Here is a 14,909-nt window from a genome sequence, read left to right as displayed (position 1 = left end):
CTATACTGTGGCAGAGGCAGGCAGGGCTGCCTTGCGCAAGATGACATTGGCGAAAAGTTCGGATTCAGACGTGGCAACAATGGCATAAGCCGCTTTGATGCGCGGGTAAAGCTGATCGCCGCTGAGTGAGGTTAGGGTGAAGTGCTGACCGCAGGTGTGGCAGAGATCATCTAAACCATGATGGATCACCCCGCGCTGGGCGGGATCATTGTGCAGGCTGGAGCGAAACGCGGCTTCTACCGGCAGGATTTTCAGCACCGCGCGCAGCATTGGCATCAGCAAGATGCCATCGGCGCGGATCAGGCGGCGGGCGTGTTCTGCGGCGGGATAATTCCCATCGACCAAGGCGATTTCATCGCCATGGCCCATTGCCCGTAGCGTGTGCAGCAACTCTGGCCCCAGCAAAGGAGAGATTCCGATCAGCATGAATGACAGCCTCCCCCCGAGGAAAATCGACGATTCCACGGGCATTTTCGCCCGCATTTGATCGCAGACTGCGGCTTGGCGGCGGTACTGTCAATAATAAATCACTCTGATTTATTTATCTTGACGCAGGGGGTGGAATCAGGCGATGTAACGCCATCGCCGGGCAGGAGAGGCTGTGGCGAAACGCTTTCGACAGGGGAATAAACCCCGAAATCCTTGGGAGGACGACCAATGAAATTCACCACCAAAGCCCTGCTGGGTGCTGCTGCTATTGCGCTGATGGCAGGCTCTGCTTCGGCGGCCGATCTGGCTTGCCTGATCACCAAAAACAACACCAACCCCTTCTTTGTGATGATGAAAAAGGGCGCTGAGAAAGCCGCCGCTGATGCGGGCATGGATTTCCAAGCCTATGCTGGCGAGAAAGACGGCGACGCGGCCCCGCAGATCACCGCGATTGAAAACTGTGTCGCCGCTGGTGCCAAGGGTATCCTGATCACGCCGTCGAACGACTCGGTTGGTCCGGCCCTGAAAGATGCCCGCGCCGCTGGCATTCTGGTGATCGCGCTCGACACGCCCTTGGCAGACAAAGACGCGCAGGACATGACCTTCGCCACCGACAACTTCCAAGCCGGTCTGCTGATCGGTCAATGGGCAAAAGCCACGATGGGCGACGGTGCTGCCACCGCCAAGATCGCGATGCTGGACATCAACAAAGACAACATCTCGGTTGACGTGCAGCGCGACACCGGTTTCCTGAAAGGCTTCGGTATTGAAGTGCCGGATCTGGCCGTGATGGGTTCGGAAACCGATCCGCGCGTCATCGGCCATGAAAACTCGGACGCGAACCCAGAAGGCGGTCTGCGCGCGATGGAAACTCTGCTGGCGAAAGACCCGGATATCAACGTGGTTTACACCATCAACGAGCCTGCCGCTGAAGGCGCTTACCAAGCCCTGAAAAACGCAGGCAAAGAAGCCCAAGCGATCATCGTTTCGGTTGACGGCGGTTGCCCCGGCATCGCAAGCGTCAAAGGCGGCACCATCGGTGCAACCTCGCAGCAATACCCGCTGCTGATGGCGGCCAAGGGTGTGGAAGCCATCGCGGCTTTCTCCAAAGACGGCACCAAGCCGACGGCAACCGAGGGGCTGACCTTCTTCAACACCGGGGTGAACCTTGTCACTGACAAGCCCGCCGCTGGTGTCGAGTCGATCGACAGCACCAAAGGCACCGAGCTCTGCTGGGGCTAAGCCCAAGGCCGCTTGATCAAGTGGCTTGATTAACAGAAGGGCGGCTTTACAGTCGCCCTTCTTCATAAGCGAAACCTGTGTCTAAGGTTTCGAGGATCATCACCGGAGGGGAAGCCGAAGCGATGAGCACAGATGCAGCACCAACCAAAACCATTTCCGACTTTGAGGCGACGCTGACCAAAGCCGATATGGCGGTCGCGGCCTTTGAGCGGGACGATAAATCTTTCATACCCGTGTTGCGCGGCTATCTGCGCAACTACCCGACGATGATCCCGGCGCTTGTGCTGCTGATCTCGGTGATCTGCTTTGGCATCATCGCGCCGCGCTTCTTGGGCATCGGCGCTTTGTCGACCGTGTTGAAACAGGTCACGGTCACGGGCTTTGTCGCATTGGCGCAGACGCTGGTGATCCTGACGGCGGGGATTGATCTGTCGGTCGGCGCGATCCTTGTGGTCTGCTCGCTGATCATGGGCAACCTCGCGGTGGTCACCGGCTTGCCGGTGGGGCTGGCGATCCTGATCGGGTTGTTCTTTGGCGGTCTGATGGGCTTTATCAATGGCGTGCTGGTGGCCAAGGTCAAACTGCCGCCGTTCATCGTCACCTTGGGCACGTTGTCGATCTTCAACGCGTTGAAGCTGTGGTATTCGCAGTCGGAATCGATCCGTAACGTCGATATTGATGCCAAAGCCCCGGCTTTGCTGTGGTTCGGCAAGGGCTTTAACATGGGCGGGGCCTCGATCTCTTACGGTGGTATCACCTTGATTTTGCTGGCGGCAGTGCTGTGGTATGTGCTGAACCAGACCTCTTGGGGCCGTCACGTTCATGCGATTGGCGACGACCCGGATGCAGCGATGCTGTCGGGGATCAAGGTCAGCAACACGCTGATTTCGGTTTATGCGGTGGCGGGTCTGATTTGCGGCTTCGCGGCGTGGATCGCGATTGGCCGGGTGGGCTCGGTATCGCCTATCGCGTTTGACACGGTGAACCTTGGCTCCATCACCGCTGTGGTGATCGGTGGCACCTCGCTGTTCGGCGGGCGCGGCTCGATCATCGGATCGGTGCTGGGGGCGTTCATTGTGGGCGTGTTCAACACTGGCCTCTCGTTGGCCGGGGTGGACGATTACTGGCAGATGTTCGCGGCAGGTTGCCTTGTGATCATCGCCGTTGCTTTGGATCAATGGCTGCGGAGGGCTTCGCAATGACCACGGGTACTCCTATCCTGCGCGCACGCGGGTTGATGAAACGCTATGGCACGGTTGTCGCCATGAACGGCGCGGATTTCGACCTGAACGCGGGCGAAATCGTCGCGGTGATCGGCGACAACGGTGCGGGCAAATCGACCTTGATCAAGGCGTTGTCGGGGGCTGTGACCCCTGACCACGGCACGATCGAGCTTGATGGCCGCCCGGTGAACTTCCGTGGCCCCGAGGATGCGCGGGCCGAGGGCATCGAGACGGTGTATCAGAACCTTGCGATGTCCCCAGCACTGTCGATTGCCGACAACATGTTTCTGGGCCGCGAATGGCGCAAGCCCGGTTTCATGGGCAGCGTTTTGCGCCAGATGGACCGTCCGCGGATGGAGCAATTCGCCCGCGACAAGCTGTCTGAACTTGGCCTGATGACCATTCAGAACATCCATCAAGCGGTGGAAACGCTGTCCGGTGGTCAGCGTCAGGGCGTGGCGGTGGCGCGGGCTGCGGCGTTTGGCTCGAAAGTGGTGATCTTGGACGAACCCACGGCAGCCTTGGGCGTCAAGGAAAGCCGCCGGGTGTTGGAACTGATCCGCGACGTGCGTGCGCGCGGCATTCCGATCATCCTGATCAGCCACAACATGCCGCATGTGTTCGAGGTCGCCGACCGCATCCACATCCATCGCCTTGGGCGGCGGCTGTGCGAGATCAACCCGAAGGATTATTCGATGTCCGACGCGGTGGCTTTCATGACCGGCGCGAAATTGCCCGAAGGCGTGACGGAACAGGCATGACTCCGGTTGAGCTTGCCGAAATCATCCGGGCTAAGGCCCAAGGCAAAGGGCGGTTTCTGACCGCCCTTGCTGGCCCGCCGGGCGCGGGCAAATCCACCTTGGCGGCGGAATTGGTGGCCGCCTTGGGGCAGGGTGCAAAAGCCGTACCGATGGATGGCTTTCACTACGATGACGCTGTGTTGCTGGCCCGAGGTGCGCGAGATCGCAAAGGCGCGCCCGATACATTCGATGCGCAGGGCTTCTTCCATCTGCTGAAACGCCTGCGGGTCGAGGAGGAAGTGGCGATCCCGCTCTTTGACCGTGACCTCGAAATCTCCCGCGCTGGGGCCGACATTGTCACCGCCACAGATCGCCTGCTGGTGGTCGAAGGCAACTACCTTTTGCTGAACGAGACCCCTTGGCCCGAGGCCGCCCCGCTGTTCGATCTGACGGTGTGGATCGACGTGCCCGAGGCTGAACTCGACCGCCGCCTGCAAGCCCGCTGGGCGCATTATGGCAAAACTCCTGCGGAAGCCCGCGCATGGATCGACAGCAACGATCTGCCCAACATCCGCCGCGTGACGCAGAACAGCCGGGCTGCGGATTTGGTGATCAACGGAGTTTAAGGCCAGATTACCAAGCGACGGTTTGCTGGATCAATTCCCTTGCGCGACGGCTTTCAGCCTTACATGCAACGAACCGGAAAACTCTGCCCCTCAGAGTTTTCTTTCGGTTCGAAGCGAGGGCCTCACCCCTGCGGCGTCATCGCTTTACGGCCCTTGGCGCGTTCCAGCCCCAATTTCCGCTCGCGCCAGATGATCAGGATTCCGGCGGTGATCACCAGCCCCGCCCCGATCAGCATGGTCCGCGTCGGCACCTCGTCAAAGGCAAAATAGCCGATCAGCAGCGCGAACAGCATTGAGGCATAATCGAAGGGTGCGACCAAAGACGCATCGGCCTCGCGGTAGCTTGAGGTCAGCAAAATCTGCCCGACCCCGCCCAACAGCCCGCAAGACACCAGCAGCGCGGTCTCCAACGGCGTCGGCACCACCCAGCCAAACGGCAGCGTGGTCAGCGACAGCAAGGTTGACGTCAGCGAAAAGTAAAACACAATCACGGCGGTCTTCTCATTATGCACCAGCTTGCGCACAAACACCTGCGCCAAAGCCGCGCAAAACGCGCCGCACAGCACCAGCATCGCCCCAAACGCCTCGCGCGTGGACGCCGCATCACCCGACACGATCGTCAAGCGCGGCGACAAAACCACCATCACCCCGGCCAGCCCCAAGGCGACCGAGGCAATGCGGAACAACCGCACATCCTCGCCCAGAAACATCGCGGCGAACACCACCACCAGCAACGGCGAGGCATAGCCAATCGCCGTCACTTCTGGCAGCGGCAGATAGGCAAGGCCCGCAAACCCCAACCCCATCGCCATCGTCCCCATCAACCCGCGCCAGAAATGGCCAAACAGATTATGCGCGCGAAACCCGGTCGCCAACTCGCCGCGCATCGCCAGCCAGCCCACGATCACCGGAATCGCAAAGAATGACCGGAAGAACACCGTCTGCCCCGGCGGCACATGCTGCGCTGTCACCTTGATCAGCGACGACATCAGGATGAACACCACGACCGAGGCCAGCTTCAGGGAAATACCGCGCAGAGGGCGGGCAGGCGGATGACCTGTGGCATGGGTGGGCTCTTGCATGACAACCTCGGCATGAAGGACTTTCCAGCAATTCCGCACTGGACGAAGCCTGTGGCATAAGCTTCCCTATTCAAAAGGAGATTACCATGCCGAAAGCACCTCTATCTGCGCGAATTGATCAGGGCCGCGGGATTGTGCCCGCCGACATCGTGCTGAAAGGCGGCCTCGTCTATGATCTGATCAGTGGCGAGTTGGTGCCATCCGACGTGGCGATCTGCGGCGATTGCATCGTCGGGGTGTTTGGCGACTACACAGGCAAGGTCGAGATTGACGTGTCGGGCAAGGTATTGGTGCCGGGGTTCATCGACACCCATCTGCACATCGAATCCTCATTGGTGACGCCGTTTGAATTCGACCGTTGCGTATCGCCGCATGGCGTCACCACTGCCATCTGTGACCCGCACGAAATCGCCAATGTCTGCGGTCTGACCGGGATCAACTATTTCCTCGAAGCCTCCACCCGCACCCTGATGGACATCCGCGTCAACCTGTCGTCCTGCGTGCCCTCGACCCATATGGAGACGACAGGCGCGCGGCTGGAGGCGGCCGATCTGGTGCCGCTGATGCACCATCCCCGGGTGATCGGGTTGGCGGAACTTATGAACTATCCAGGTGTGCTGTTCAAAGACCCCGGCTGTATGGCGAAGCTGGAGGCGTTCAAAGGGCGGCATATCGACGGCCACGCCCCCCTGCTGCGGGGAAACGATCTGAACGGCTATATCGCGGCGGGGATCAGGACGGAGCACGAGGCAACTTCGTATGACGAGGGTTTGGAGAAACTGCGCAAGGGGATGCGGGTGCTGATCCGCGAAGGTTCGGTGTCGAAGGATTTGCACGCGCTGGTGGGCCTTTTGACCGAGCGCCACGCGTCGTATTTGTGTTTCTGCACCGATGATCGCAACCCCCTCGACATTGGTGAGTACGGCCATCTCGATTACCTGATCCGCACTGCGATTGCTTTGGGTGCGCCACCTTTGGCGGTCTATCGCGCGGCTTCGTTGTCGGCGGCAGAGGCGTTCGGCTTGAAAGATCGTGGTCTGATCGCACCGGGCAAGCGGGCGGATATTGCGGTGATCGACAGTCTGGAAAGCTGTCAGGTGGCGCGGGTGTTTACCGGCGGGGTTGAGATTACCGACGCGGCTTTTGCGGCGCGGCAGTTGATCCCCGAGGTTGCACGCCATTCCGTCAAAGCCCCCAAGATCGAGGCGCATCACTTCCGCACTGGCGGCAACCGGGTCGAAACGCCGGTGATTGGCATCCTGCCGGGCAAAATCATCACCGAGCATCTGACCTTTGATATCGCCCCCGAGGATGGCGACAAGCGGCCCGACATTGCCCGGGATCTGGTGAAGATCGCGGTGATCGAGAGGCATGGGGTGAATGGGAACAGGGCGACCGGGTTTGTGAAGGGGTTCGGGCTGGCACGCGGGGCGATTGGCTCGACGGTCTGCCACGACCACCACAACATCGCGGTGGTGGGGGCGGATTATGATGATATGGCGCTGGCGGTGCAACGGCTGGGCGAGATTGAGGGCGGGATTGTGGTGGTCGAGGCGGGTCGCGTGCTGGCCGAACTGGCGCTGCCTGTGGCGGGGTTGATGAGTTTGAATTCGTTTGAAGAGGTGCGGGCGGATCTGGTGGCCCTCAGGGCGGCGGCGGCCTCGTTGGGGGTGACGCTGGAGGAGCCATTCTTGCAGCTGGCTTTCCTGTGCCTGCCGGTGATCCCGCACCTGAAGATCACCGATCATGGCATGGTCGATGTGGATCGGTTTGAGGTGATGCCGTGAGAGGTCCCAACTCGGGACCTTTTATTGTTGTGGAATTACAGACGCTTGGGGTGGACGTTTTAACGGATTTTTAATGATTTTGCAGTTTTTCCACCGCCGGGCTTTTTAGGGGCTTGAAGCTGTGGCGTCGAGATTGTGCAAGGGCCGGAGCCTCCGGCGGGAGTATTTCAAAAAGAGCAATGGCTGGAATACGCCTCTGCATGTCGGTCTAGGTGTTGCTTTGCATCAAAGCTGCGCGCGATAGTTTGGCAACTTGGGAGGGATTTCAGATGACCAATACATCGCAAACACTGTTTGAACGCGGCATGAAGGTGCTGGTCGAGGGGGTGTCTTCGGCCTCACGCGGGCCTGCGACCTTTGGCGGGGCACCGCGCTATATGAGCCACGGCGCGGGGGCGCGGCTGTATGATGTGGATGGGCGGGAATATATTGATTGGATGATGGCGTTTGGGGCGTTGCCCTTGGGCCATGCGCATCCGGCGATTGTTGAGGTTGTTTCCCGCGAGATCGCGCGCGGCAGTCATTTTGCCACCGCTTTGGAGGTCGAGGTTGAGGTGGCCGAGATCCTTGTCGGCCTGTTGCCGCATGTCGATAAGGTGCGCTTTGCCAATACCGGGACGGAAGCCTGTATGGCGGCGTTTCGGTTGGCGCGCGGCCATACCGGGCGGCGCAAGATCATCAAGTTTGAAGGGCATTATCACGGCTGGGCGGATAATATTCTGCTGAACACCAACCCGATGCCACTGGCGGCTTTGGGGCATCCGAATGATCCGATCCGGATTTGTGACAGCTCGGGAATACCGCCCGAGGCGCAGGCAGATACGATTGTCTGCCGCTGGAATGATATTGAGGCGCTGGAGCGGGTGATGGCGTTGCATGGGGCGCAGACGGCTTGTGTTGTCACCGAAGGGGTGATGTCGAACATGGGGGTGATCCCACCGAAGCCCGGCTATCTGATGCGGATGCAAGAGCTGTGCCAGCAGCATGGCGCGCTGTTTTATCTCGATGAGACGGTGACGGGGTTTCGTCTGGCGGCGGGCGGCTGTGCGGAGTTGTATGGCCTGACGCCGGATATTGTCACCTACGGCAAGGCTTTGGGGGGCGGTTTGCCGATGGCGATGATCGGCGGGCGGGCCGATGTGATGGCGGGGCTGGAATGGGGCAAGGTCTTGCACTTTGGCACCCATAACGCCGGGCGTTTGGCGCTGCATGTGACCAAGGTGATGTTGCAGACCATGCTGGCCGATGATCAGTCGGGCTTTCGGCGCATCAAGAACCTTGGCAAGGCGATGGCGGATGAGGTGCGCAAGGTCGCTAAGCACTCGAACCGCCACAAGATCGTGGTGCAGGGGGTGAATTCGATGTTCCAGATCTTTTTCACTGATCTGGAGGAGGTCACCGATTACCGCGACTTCTGCGGCCATGTCGACCGGGCGAAGTTCCGGGATTTCGCGCTGCGGCTGATGGATAAGGGCATCTATATGAACCCCTCGGCCACTTTGCACTCGCTGTCCTCGGTGGTGCATACCGAGGCGGATATTTCCGCGACCAGTGCGGCGATCGCGCAGGTGTTGGAAGAAATGCCATGAAGATCGGTATTCTTGGCGTCGGGCATCTGGCGGAATATCTGGTGCAGGGGGCAAGGAGGGCGGAGTCTGGGGGAGTGGAGTTTGTGCTCAGCCCCCGATCCGGAGACAAGGCGGCGCGGCTGGCGGAAACCTATCGCTGTGGCGTGGCGGAAAGCAATCAGGCGGTGGTCGATCAGTGCGATATGGTACTGGTCTGCCTGCCTGCGGCGACGGGGCTGTCGGTGCTGGAGGGCTTACAGTTTCGTGACGGGCAGTCGGTATGCTCGGCGATGGCGGGGGCGTCGATTTCGGCTTTGCAGGCAGCGGTGGCCCCGGCGAGTGCGTTTTGTGCGATGATGCCGGGGTTTGCCAATGCGTTTTCGGCTGGGCTATCGTTGATCCATCCGGGTGATGATGACTGGGAGGCATTTCTGGCGCTGCTTGGTCCGGTGCACCGCTTTGCCGACCCGCAAGCATTTGAAACAGCGGCAGTGTTTGGCGCGATGTCGGGCGCGTCGATCTTCTTGCTGCGCCATCTGGTGCGTTGGTATGAACGGCAGGGGTTGGACGCCGTGACCGCGCGGCGGCTGGTGGCCGAGACGTTCCGCGGCAATGCCGAGGTGTTGTTGCAGGCCGAGGCGGACTTGGATGAGATTGCGGTGGGGGTGACGACTCCGGGGGGAATTACCGAACAGTTGGTGGGCGTGCTAGAGGCGCGCGGGGCTTTTGCGGCTTGGGATGAGGCGATGGACGGTGTGCTTTCGCGGATGGTGCCGGGTCGGGGTTAGGGTGAAGCGCCGAAAGATGCGTATTTGAAAAAGAGCAACGCGGGGCACGTTAGGTTAGGATGAGGCCACCTTCGCGTTCTAAAAAGGCCACCACGTCTGTGATGCCTTTGCCGTTGCGCAGTTGTGCGAGGACATAGGGGCGGTGGGCGCGGGCGGTTTTTGTGTCGGATTCCAGCAGGGCAAGGTCTACGCCGACATAGGGGGCGAGGTCGGTTTTGTTGACTACCAGCAGATCGGACCTTGTCACGCCGGGGCCACGTTTGCGGGGAATATCCTGCCCAGCGGCGGTGTCGATGACGTAAATGGTGATATCGGCGAGTTCTGGGCTGAAGGTGGCGGCGAGGTTGTCCCCGCCCGATTCGATCAGGATCAGATCGAGGTCGGGGAAATTCTGGCGCAAGTCGGCAATGGCGGCAAGGTTGATGCTGGCATCCTCACGGATCGCGGTGTGCGGGCAGCCGCCGGTTTCGACGCCCCTTATGCGGCTGGCGGGGAGGACTTGGGCGCGGGTCAGGTAATCGGCATCCTCGCGGGTGTAGATGTCATTGGTGATCGCGGCCATCGAGCAGCGCTTGGCGAGGGCGCGGCAGAGATGTTCGGTGAGGGTGGTCTTGCCCGCACCGACGGGGCCGCCGATGCCGACGCGGAGAGGGCCGTTTGGGTTGCTCATCTGCGGAAAATCCAGAGATATTAGGGTCATGTGCGGAAAATCCGCACCGGAAGGGTTTCGTGGCGCATGGCTGCGATGTCGGCGCGGATCGCGCTGGAGTGCAGCGCCGAGAGCGGCGCTTCGGCGTATTCGGCGGCCAGCGCCGTGATGCGGGGGGCGAGTTTTGCCAGCACCTTTTGCCCATCGGTCTGGCCCAGAGGCACGAAGCGCACGGCGGCAGAGGTCAGTTGGGCGGCCAAGCCCTGCAGCCAGAGGGTGAGGGTTTCTGTGGTGGTGACGTTTAGGTCGGCGGTGGCGGCCCCCACGGCAATCGGATAGGGGCGGGCGGGGTGATCGGCTCCGGTGATGGCGCTGATGGCAAGGGCAAAGGCTTGGCCTTGCTCGCGCAATTCGGTGACGCGTTCCGCACTGGGGGCGAGGGCGAGGATCAGATCGGTCAGGCTCGCCAGATCGGCACCGGGTTTGCGGGCATGGGCCAATAAGATCGCGTCAATGCGACCGGATCCGTGGCGCAGGATGGCGGCGATCCATGATTCCAGATCGGCGGCGGTTGTGATGTCGCCGTCGCTGATCGCCACCTCAAGCCCTTGCGAATAGGCGAAAGCGCCGATCGGGAAGGCGGGCGAGAGCCATTGCACAAGGCGGAGGTGGTCGGTTGCGTCAGCCATGTGCACCACCAAAGTTCAGTGCGAAATGGCCTGCGGGGCCGTGATCATGGCCCATGGTGCGGCCATGGCCATAAGCGCCGCCTTCGGGGCGGAAGGCGGCGATGTGCAGGGTGAGCGTCGCGCCAAGGCCCTTCAACATCGCCTCAATTACCGGGTCGCGGCGGATCACCAGATGATCGCTCGCCACTTGGCAAGGCGTGTGGCGGTTGCCGATATGCCAAGCCAGCCGCGCCAGATTACCTGTCACCTGCACCACGGGTTCCTCTGCCGCCACCACCGCGACCTTGCGGCCATCGTCGAGCAGGAAGGCATCGCCATCTTCTACCGAAATCGTCTCGGCCAGATCTACCATGAAACTGGCACCACTTTCGCAAGTCAGCCGTTTGCGGCGCAGGAAGCGTTCATCATAGGACAGGATCACCCGATCAATCGCGTCCGCAGAGGCATTTCGCAGCAAAGATCGGGCGGGGAGCATGGGTTAGCCTTTCGGGGTCAGGGAGGTCAGGCCAAGGTCGCGGCTGGCATCGCCGATACGATCAACCACCTGAGTCTCAAGCCCAAAACCGAGGTCGGGAAAGTAAACCCAACGGCGGGTGAGGTCTGTGGTCTTGTTGAGAAACACCGCCTCGACGGTTTGCACGCGGTAGGTGCAACCCGACAGCTTGGCGGTGGTTTCCGCCATGAAGCGATAGTTGACGGTGTAGCTGATGCGGTCGCGTTGCGAAATCGCGACGGGACCAAGTTTGAAGCGCACTGCCTGCGCGCCACGCTCGGTTACGGTGGTGTCCCATGTCGTGCCAGCCTGCGGCATTGGCGGTTGGGTGGCAAACCTATAGCTGAACGTCCCGCCGGGCCCGCCCTCGGCTTGATAGGTGTCAGTCGGCACCCATGTCCATTCGGCATCGTAAATCCCCAGCCACGACTCGCGCTTATCCTGCCAAGCGGTGTTGGAATTCACCGCATAATCAATGGCAAAGCGTTTGCCTTCGGTGTGGATAAGGCCTTGGCGGCCATCCTGACGCGTGAAGCTGACGCCATTGGCAAGGCTGGCGGGCGTCACACATTCGGCCAGCGCGGGGCTGGACAGGCAAAGGCAAAGCGCAAGCGCGCGGGTCAGGGTCAGCATGGCAACCTCACTATTGATCTGAGGCTGTTATACTGCGTTGGGCGAAGATGCCTCATCCCAAAACCGTTAAAACAGGAAATAGCGCTGCGCCAGCGGCAGTTCGCTAGCGGGTTCACAGATCAGCAACTCGCCATCGGCGCGGACTTCGTAGGTTTCGGGGTTGACGGTGATTTCGGGGCGGGCGTGGTTCAGGATCATGTCGGCTTTGCCAATCGTGCGGGTGTTTTTCACCGCAAGGATGGTCTTGCCGAGGCCAAGTTTGCCGCCGACATCATCGGCCAAGGCGGCTTGGCTGACGAATGTCGCGGTGCTGGCCTGCATCGCACGGCCCAAAGCGCCGAACATCGGTCGCGAATACATCGGCTGCACCGGGATCGAGCCGTTCGGGTCGCCCATCTGCGCCACCGCGATCATGCCGCCCATCAGCACCATCTCGGGCTTGGCCCCGAAAAACGCCGGGTTCCACAGCACCAGATCGGCGCGTTTGCCCTCGGAAATGCTGCCGATATGGGCGGAAATCCCGTGCGCAATCGCCGGGTTGATGGTGTATTTCGCGACATAGCGGCGGGCGCGGAGGTTGTCGTTGGCTCCGGTTTCATCCGAGAGCCGACCGCGTTGCAGCTTCATCTTATGCGCGGTCTGCCAGGTGCGGATGATCACCTCGCCAATCCGGCCCATTGCTTGGCTGTCCGACGACAGGATCGACAGCGCCCCCATGTCGTGCAGGATATCCTCGGCGGCAATCGTTTCGCGCCGGATGCGGGATTCGGCGAAGGCGACATCCTCGGGGATGGATTTATCAAGGTGATGGCAGACCATCAGCATATCCAGATGCTCCTCCACCGTGTTGCGGGTGTAGGGCATCGTTGGGTTGGTCGAGGACGGGATGATGTTGGCATGGCCCACCACCCGCAGGATATCGGGGGCATGGCCGCCGCCCGCTCCCTCGGTATGAAAGGCGTGAATGGTGCGACCTTTGATCGCCGCTAAAGTGTTCTCAACAAAGCCGGATTCGTTCAGCGTGTCGGTGTGGATCATCACCTGCACGTCCATATCGTCGGCCACCGACAGGCAGCAGTCGATGGCGGCGGGGGTGGTGCCCCAATCTTCATGCAGCTTCAGCGCGCTTGCCCCGGCCTTGACCATTTCCACCAGACCTGCAGGCTGGCTCGCATTGCCCTTGCCGGAAATCCCAAAGTTCATCGGGATAGAGTCCAGCGCCATCAGCATCCGCCCGATATGCCACGGGCCGGGGGTGCAGGTGGTGGCCAAAGTGCCATGCGCGGGGCCAGTGCCGCCGCCGAACAGGGTGGTGACGCCGGAATGTAGCGCATCCTCGGCCTGCTGCGGGCAGATGAAATGGATATGCGCATCCATGCCGCCGGGTGTCAGGATACGGCCCTCTCCGGCGATGATCTCGGTCGACGGGCCGATGATGATATCGACGCCCGATTGGGTATCCGGGTTGCCTGCCTTGCCGATCTTGTGGATCAACCCATCGCGCAGGCCAACGTCGGCTTTGTAGATGCCGGAGTGATCCAGGATCAGCGCGTTGGTGATCACGGTATCCACCGCGCCGCCCGCCCTTGGAATTTGCGATTGCCCCATGCCATCGCGGATCACCTTGCCGCCGCCGAACTTGACCTCCTCACCATAGGTGGTCAGATCACGCTCCACCTCGATGATCAGATCGGTGTCACCCAGCCGGATACGGTCTCCGGTGGTCGGGCCATACATGGCGGCATAATCGGCGCGGGCGATGCGTGTGGCCATTAGAGGTCTCCCATCACGGCGGAGTTAAAGCCATAGACGCGGCGCAGGCCGCCGTAGGGGGTCAGGCGGACTTCGCGCGATTGCCCCGGTTCAAACCGCACAGCGGTGCCTGCGGCGATGTCGAGGCGCATGCCGCGTGCGGCGGTGCGGTCGAAACTCAGGCCGGGGTTGGTTTCGGCGAAGTGGTAGTGGGAGCCTACCTGCACCGGACGATCCCCGGTGTTGGCGACCATCAGGGTGATGCTGGGCTGGCCTGCGTTGAGTTCAATCGTGCCTGCGGCGGGGAAGATTTCTCCGGGGATCATCGCGACCCCCTTACGCGAAGGCGAGCGCGAGGCCCGCCAGTGCAGTTGCGGCACCCAAAGCGCGGGCAATCCGCCCGTTCAGCGCCAATCCAAGGCCTAGACCTGCGCCGTGCAAAAGCGCGGTTGCCGTCAGCATGGCTGCACTAAAGGCCAGCCCGTTGCCGACCATCTCAGCCCCATGCGCCGCGCCATGCGCCAGACCGAACAGGCCGACCAGCGGCAAAGCCAAGGCCAACGGCGCGCGCAACGCCAGTGCGACGACTGCGCCGAGCAGGATCACCGAGGCGAGAATTGCAGGCTCCACCGCCGCCGCAGCTGGCCCGAGCCCAAGGTTCATCGCCAAAGCGCCGCCTAGCGTCATCATGCCAAGAAACCCCGCAGGCAGCGCCCAACGCGCCCGACCGCCCAGGATCGCTGCCCAAAGGCCAACGCCCACCATCGCCAGCAGGTGATCGGTTCCGGTGAACGGGTGCAGGAAACCGGCGTGAAGCCCAAAGCCATGGCCGGGATGCGCGAGGGCGACAGAGGGGGCAAGCAATAGCGGAAGAGCGGTCAGAATACGTTTCATATCAGCCTCTTATCGAATGGGGTGGTGGACGGTCACCAGCTTGGTGCCATCGGGAAAGGTTGCTTCGACCTGCACGGAATGGATCATCGTCGGGATGCCATCCATGCACTGATCGGCGGAAATCACATGCGCACCGGCCTGCATCAGATCGGCCACCGTGCGGCCATCGCGCGCGCCTTCGACGACGAAATCGGTGATCAGCGCCACCGCCTCGGGGTGGTTCAGCTTCACACCGCGCGCCAGACGGCCCCTAGCCACCATGGCGGCGACCGAGATCAGCAGTTTCTCACGCTCTCGCGGGGTCAGGTTCATCG

Annotated in this window: 17 protein-coding genes; 7 read left to right on the top strand and 10 right to left on the bottom strand. The window is 61.4% G+C overall.

Going from position 1 to position 14,909, the window contains the following annotated elements; all coding sequences use genetic code 11:
- Entirely contained in the window at positions 1 to 426 is a 426-nt protein-coding gene (locus tag ACS5RD_RS00170) for an RbsD/FucU family protein (RefSeq protein ID WP_489929475.1), read from the bottom strand.
- Positions 427 to 657: 231 nt separating this feature from the next.
- Between ACS5RD_RS00170 and ACS5RD_RS00165 the strand changes: the two genes are divergently transcribed.
- From ACS5RD_RS00165 to ACS5RD_RS00150, 4 genes are all read left to right on the top strand, one after another.
- Positions 658 to 1,671, top strand: a complete 1,014-nt coding sequence (locus tag ACS5RD_RS00165) for a substrate-binding domain-containing protein (protein ID WP_054008265.1) — start codon at positions 658 to 660, stop codon at positions 1,669 to 1,671.
- Positions 1,672 to 1,793: 122 nt separating this feature from the next.
- The gene (locus ACS5RD_RS00160) at positions 1,794 to 2,873 is read left to right on the top strand and encodes an ABC transporter permease (protein ID WP_489929474.1); all 1,080 of its coding nucleotides are present in this window, start codon (positions 1,794 to 1,796) and stop codon (positions 2,871 to 2,873) included.
- Complete coding sequence (locus tag ACS5RD_RS00155) at positions 2,870 to 3,655, top strand: ATP-binding cassette domain-containing protein (protein WP_426033854.1); 786 nt, start codon at positions 2,870 to 2,872, stop codon at positions 3,653 to 3,655. The genes ACS5RD_RS00160 and ACS5RD_RS00155 overlap by 4 nt, the downstream gene beginning before the upstream one ends.
- Positions 3,652 to 4,260 (top strand): nucleoside triphosphate hydrolase, encoded by a 609-nt coding sequence (locus ACS5RD_RS00150; RefSeq protein ID WP_489929473.1) that lies wholly within the window; start codon positions 3,652 to 3,654, stop codon positions 4,258 to 4,260. The genes ACS5RD_RS00155 and ACS5RD_RS00150 overlap by 4 nt, the downstream gene beginning before the upstream one ends.
- 122 nt (positions 4,261 to 4,382) lie before the next feature.
- Here the strand turns inward: ACS5RD_RS00150 and ACS5RD_RS00145 are convergent, their stop codons facing one another.
- The gene (locus tag ACS5RD_RS00145) at positions 4,383 to 5,342 is read right to left on the bottom strand and encodes a DMT family transporter (protein WP_489929472.1); all 960 of its coding nucleotides are present in this window, start codon (positions 5,340 to 5,342) and stop codon (positions 4,383 to 4,385) included.
- A gap of 86 nt (positions 5,343 to 5,428) precedes the next feature.
- Here ACS5RD_RS00145 and ade point away from each other — a divergent pair, with 86 nt between their 5' ends.
- The 3 genes from ade to ACS5RD_RS00130 all read left to right on the top strand — a co-directional run bounded on the left by ade (position 5,429) and on the right by ACS5RD_RS00130 (position 9,485).
- Positions 5,429 to 7,129: an adenine deaminase gene (gene ade, locus ACS5RD_RS00140; protein WP_489929471.1), complete on the top strand. Its 1,701-nt coding sequence runs from the start codon at positions 5,429 to 5,431 to the stop codon at positions 7,127 to 7,129.
- A gap of 269 nt (positions 7,130 to 7,398) precedes the next feature.
- On the top strand, positions 7,399 to 8,718 hold the full coding sequence (locus ACS5RD_RS00135; protein WP_489929470.1) for an aspartate aminotransferase family protein: 1,320 nt from the start codon (positions 7,399 to 7,401) through the stop codon (positions 8,716 to 8,718).
- On the top strand, positions 8,715 to 9,485 hold the full coding sequence (locus ACS5RD_RS00130) for a pyrroline-5-carboxylate reductase dimerization domain-containing protein (protein WP_489929469.1): 771 nt from the start codon (positions 8,715 to 8,717) through the stop codon (positions 9,483 to 9,485). Before ACS5RD_RS00135 ends, ACS5RD_RS00130 begins: the two co-directional genes overlap by 4 nt.
- A gap of 49 nt (positions 9,486 to 9,534) precedes the next feature.
- Here the strand turns inward: ACS5RD_RS00130 and ureG are convergent, their stop codons facing one another.
- From ureG to ACS5RD_RS00090, 8 genes are all read right to left on the bottom strand, one after another.
- The gene (ureG, locus tag ACS5RD_RS00125; protein ID WP_489931427.1) at positions 9,535 to 10,155 is read right to left on the bottom strand and encodes an urease accessory protein UreG; all 621 of its coding nucleotides are present in this window, start codon (positions 10,153 to 10,155) and stop codon (positions 9,535 to 9,537) included.
- A gap of 26 nt (positions 10,156 to 10,181) precedes the next feature.
- Positions 10,182 to 10,823: an urease accessory protein UreF gene (locus tag ACS5RD_RS00120; protein WP_489929468.1), complete on the bottom strand. Its 642-nt coding sequence runs from the start codon at positions 10,821 to 10,823 to the stop codon at positions 10,182 to 10,184.
- Positions 10,816 to 11,298, bottom strand: coding sequence for an urease accessory protein UreE (locus ACS5RD_RS00115; protein ID WP_489929467.1), 483 nt, complete (start codon positions 11,296 to 11,298; stop codon positions 10,816 to 10,818). Before ACS5RD_RS00115 ends, ACS5RD_RS00120 begins: the two co-directional genes overlap by 8 nt.
- A gap of 3 nt (positions 11,299 to 11,301) precedes the next feature.
- Positions 11,302 to 11,949, bottom strand: a complete 648-nt coding sequence (locus ACS5RD_RS00110) for a hypothetical protein (RefSeq protein WP_489929466.1) — start codon at positions 11,947 to 11,949, stop codon at positions 11,302 to 11,304.
- 66 nt (positions 11,950 to 12,015) lie between these two features.
- On the bottom strand, positions 12,016 to 13,722 hold the full coding sequence (ureC, locus tag ACS5RD_RS00105; protein ID WP_489929465.1) for an urease subunit alpha: 1,707 nt from the start codon (positions 13,720 to 13,722) through the stop codon (positions 12,016 to 12,018).
- Positions 13,722 to 14,027 carry an urease subunit beta gene (locus ACS5RD_RS00100; RefSeq protein WP_489929464.1) on the bottom strand — a complete coding sequence of 102 codons (306 nt, stop codon included), beginning with the start codon at positions 14,025 to 14,027 and terminating at the stop codon, positions 13,722 to 13,724. Before ACS5RD_RS00100 ends, ureC begins: the two co-directional genes overlap by 1 nt.
- Positions 14,028 to 14,037: 10 nt before the next feature.
- Positions 14,038 to 14,595: a HupE/UreJ family protein gene (locus ACS5RD_RS00095; RefSeq protein WP_489929463.1), complete on the bottom strand. Its 558-nt coding sequence runs from the start codon at positions 14,593 to 14,595 to the stop codon at positions 14,038 to 14,040.
- A 9-nt stretch (positions 14,596 to 14,604) separates the two neighbouring features.
- Positions 14,605 to 14,907 carry an urease subunit gamma gene (locus ACS5RD_RS00090; RefSeq protein ID WP_322320818.1) on the bottom strand — a complete coding sequence of 101 codons (303 nt, stop codon included), beginning with the start codon at positions 14,905 to 14,907 and terminating at the stop codon, positions 14,605 to 14,607.
- Positions 14,908 to 14,909 lie beyond the last annotated feature (2 nt).

It is taken from the genome of Cypionkella sp. PAMC25878, from assembly GCF_058135695.1.
Note: the sequence above shows the minus strand (reverse complement) of the source record. Positions and strands in the feature narration are given on the sequence as shown.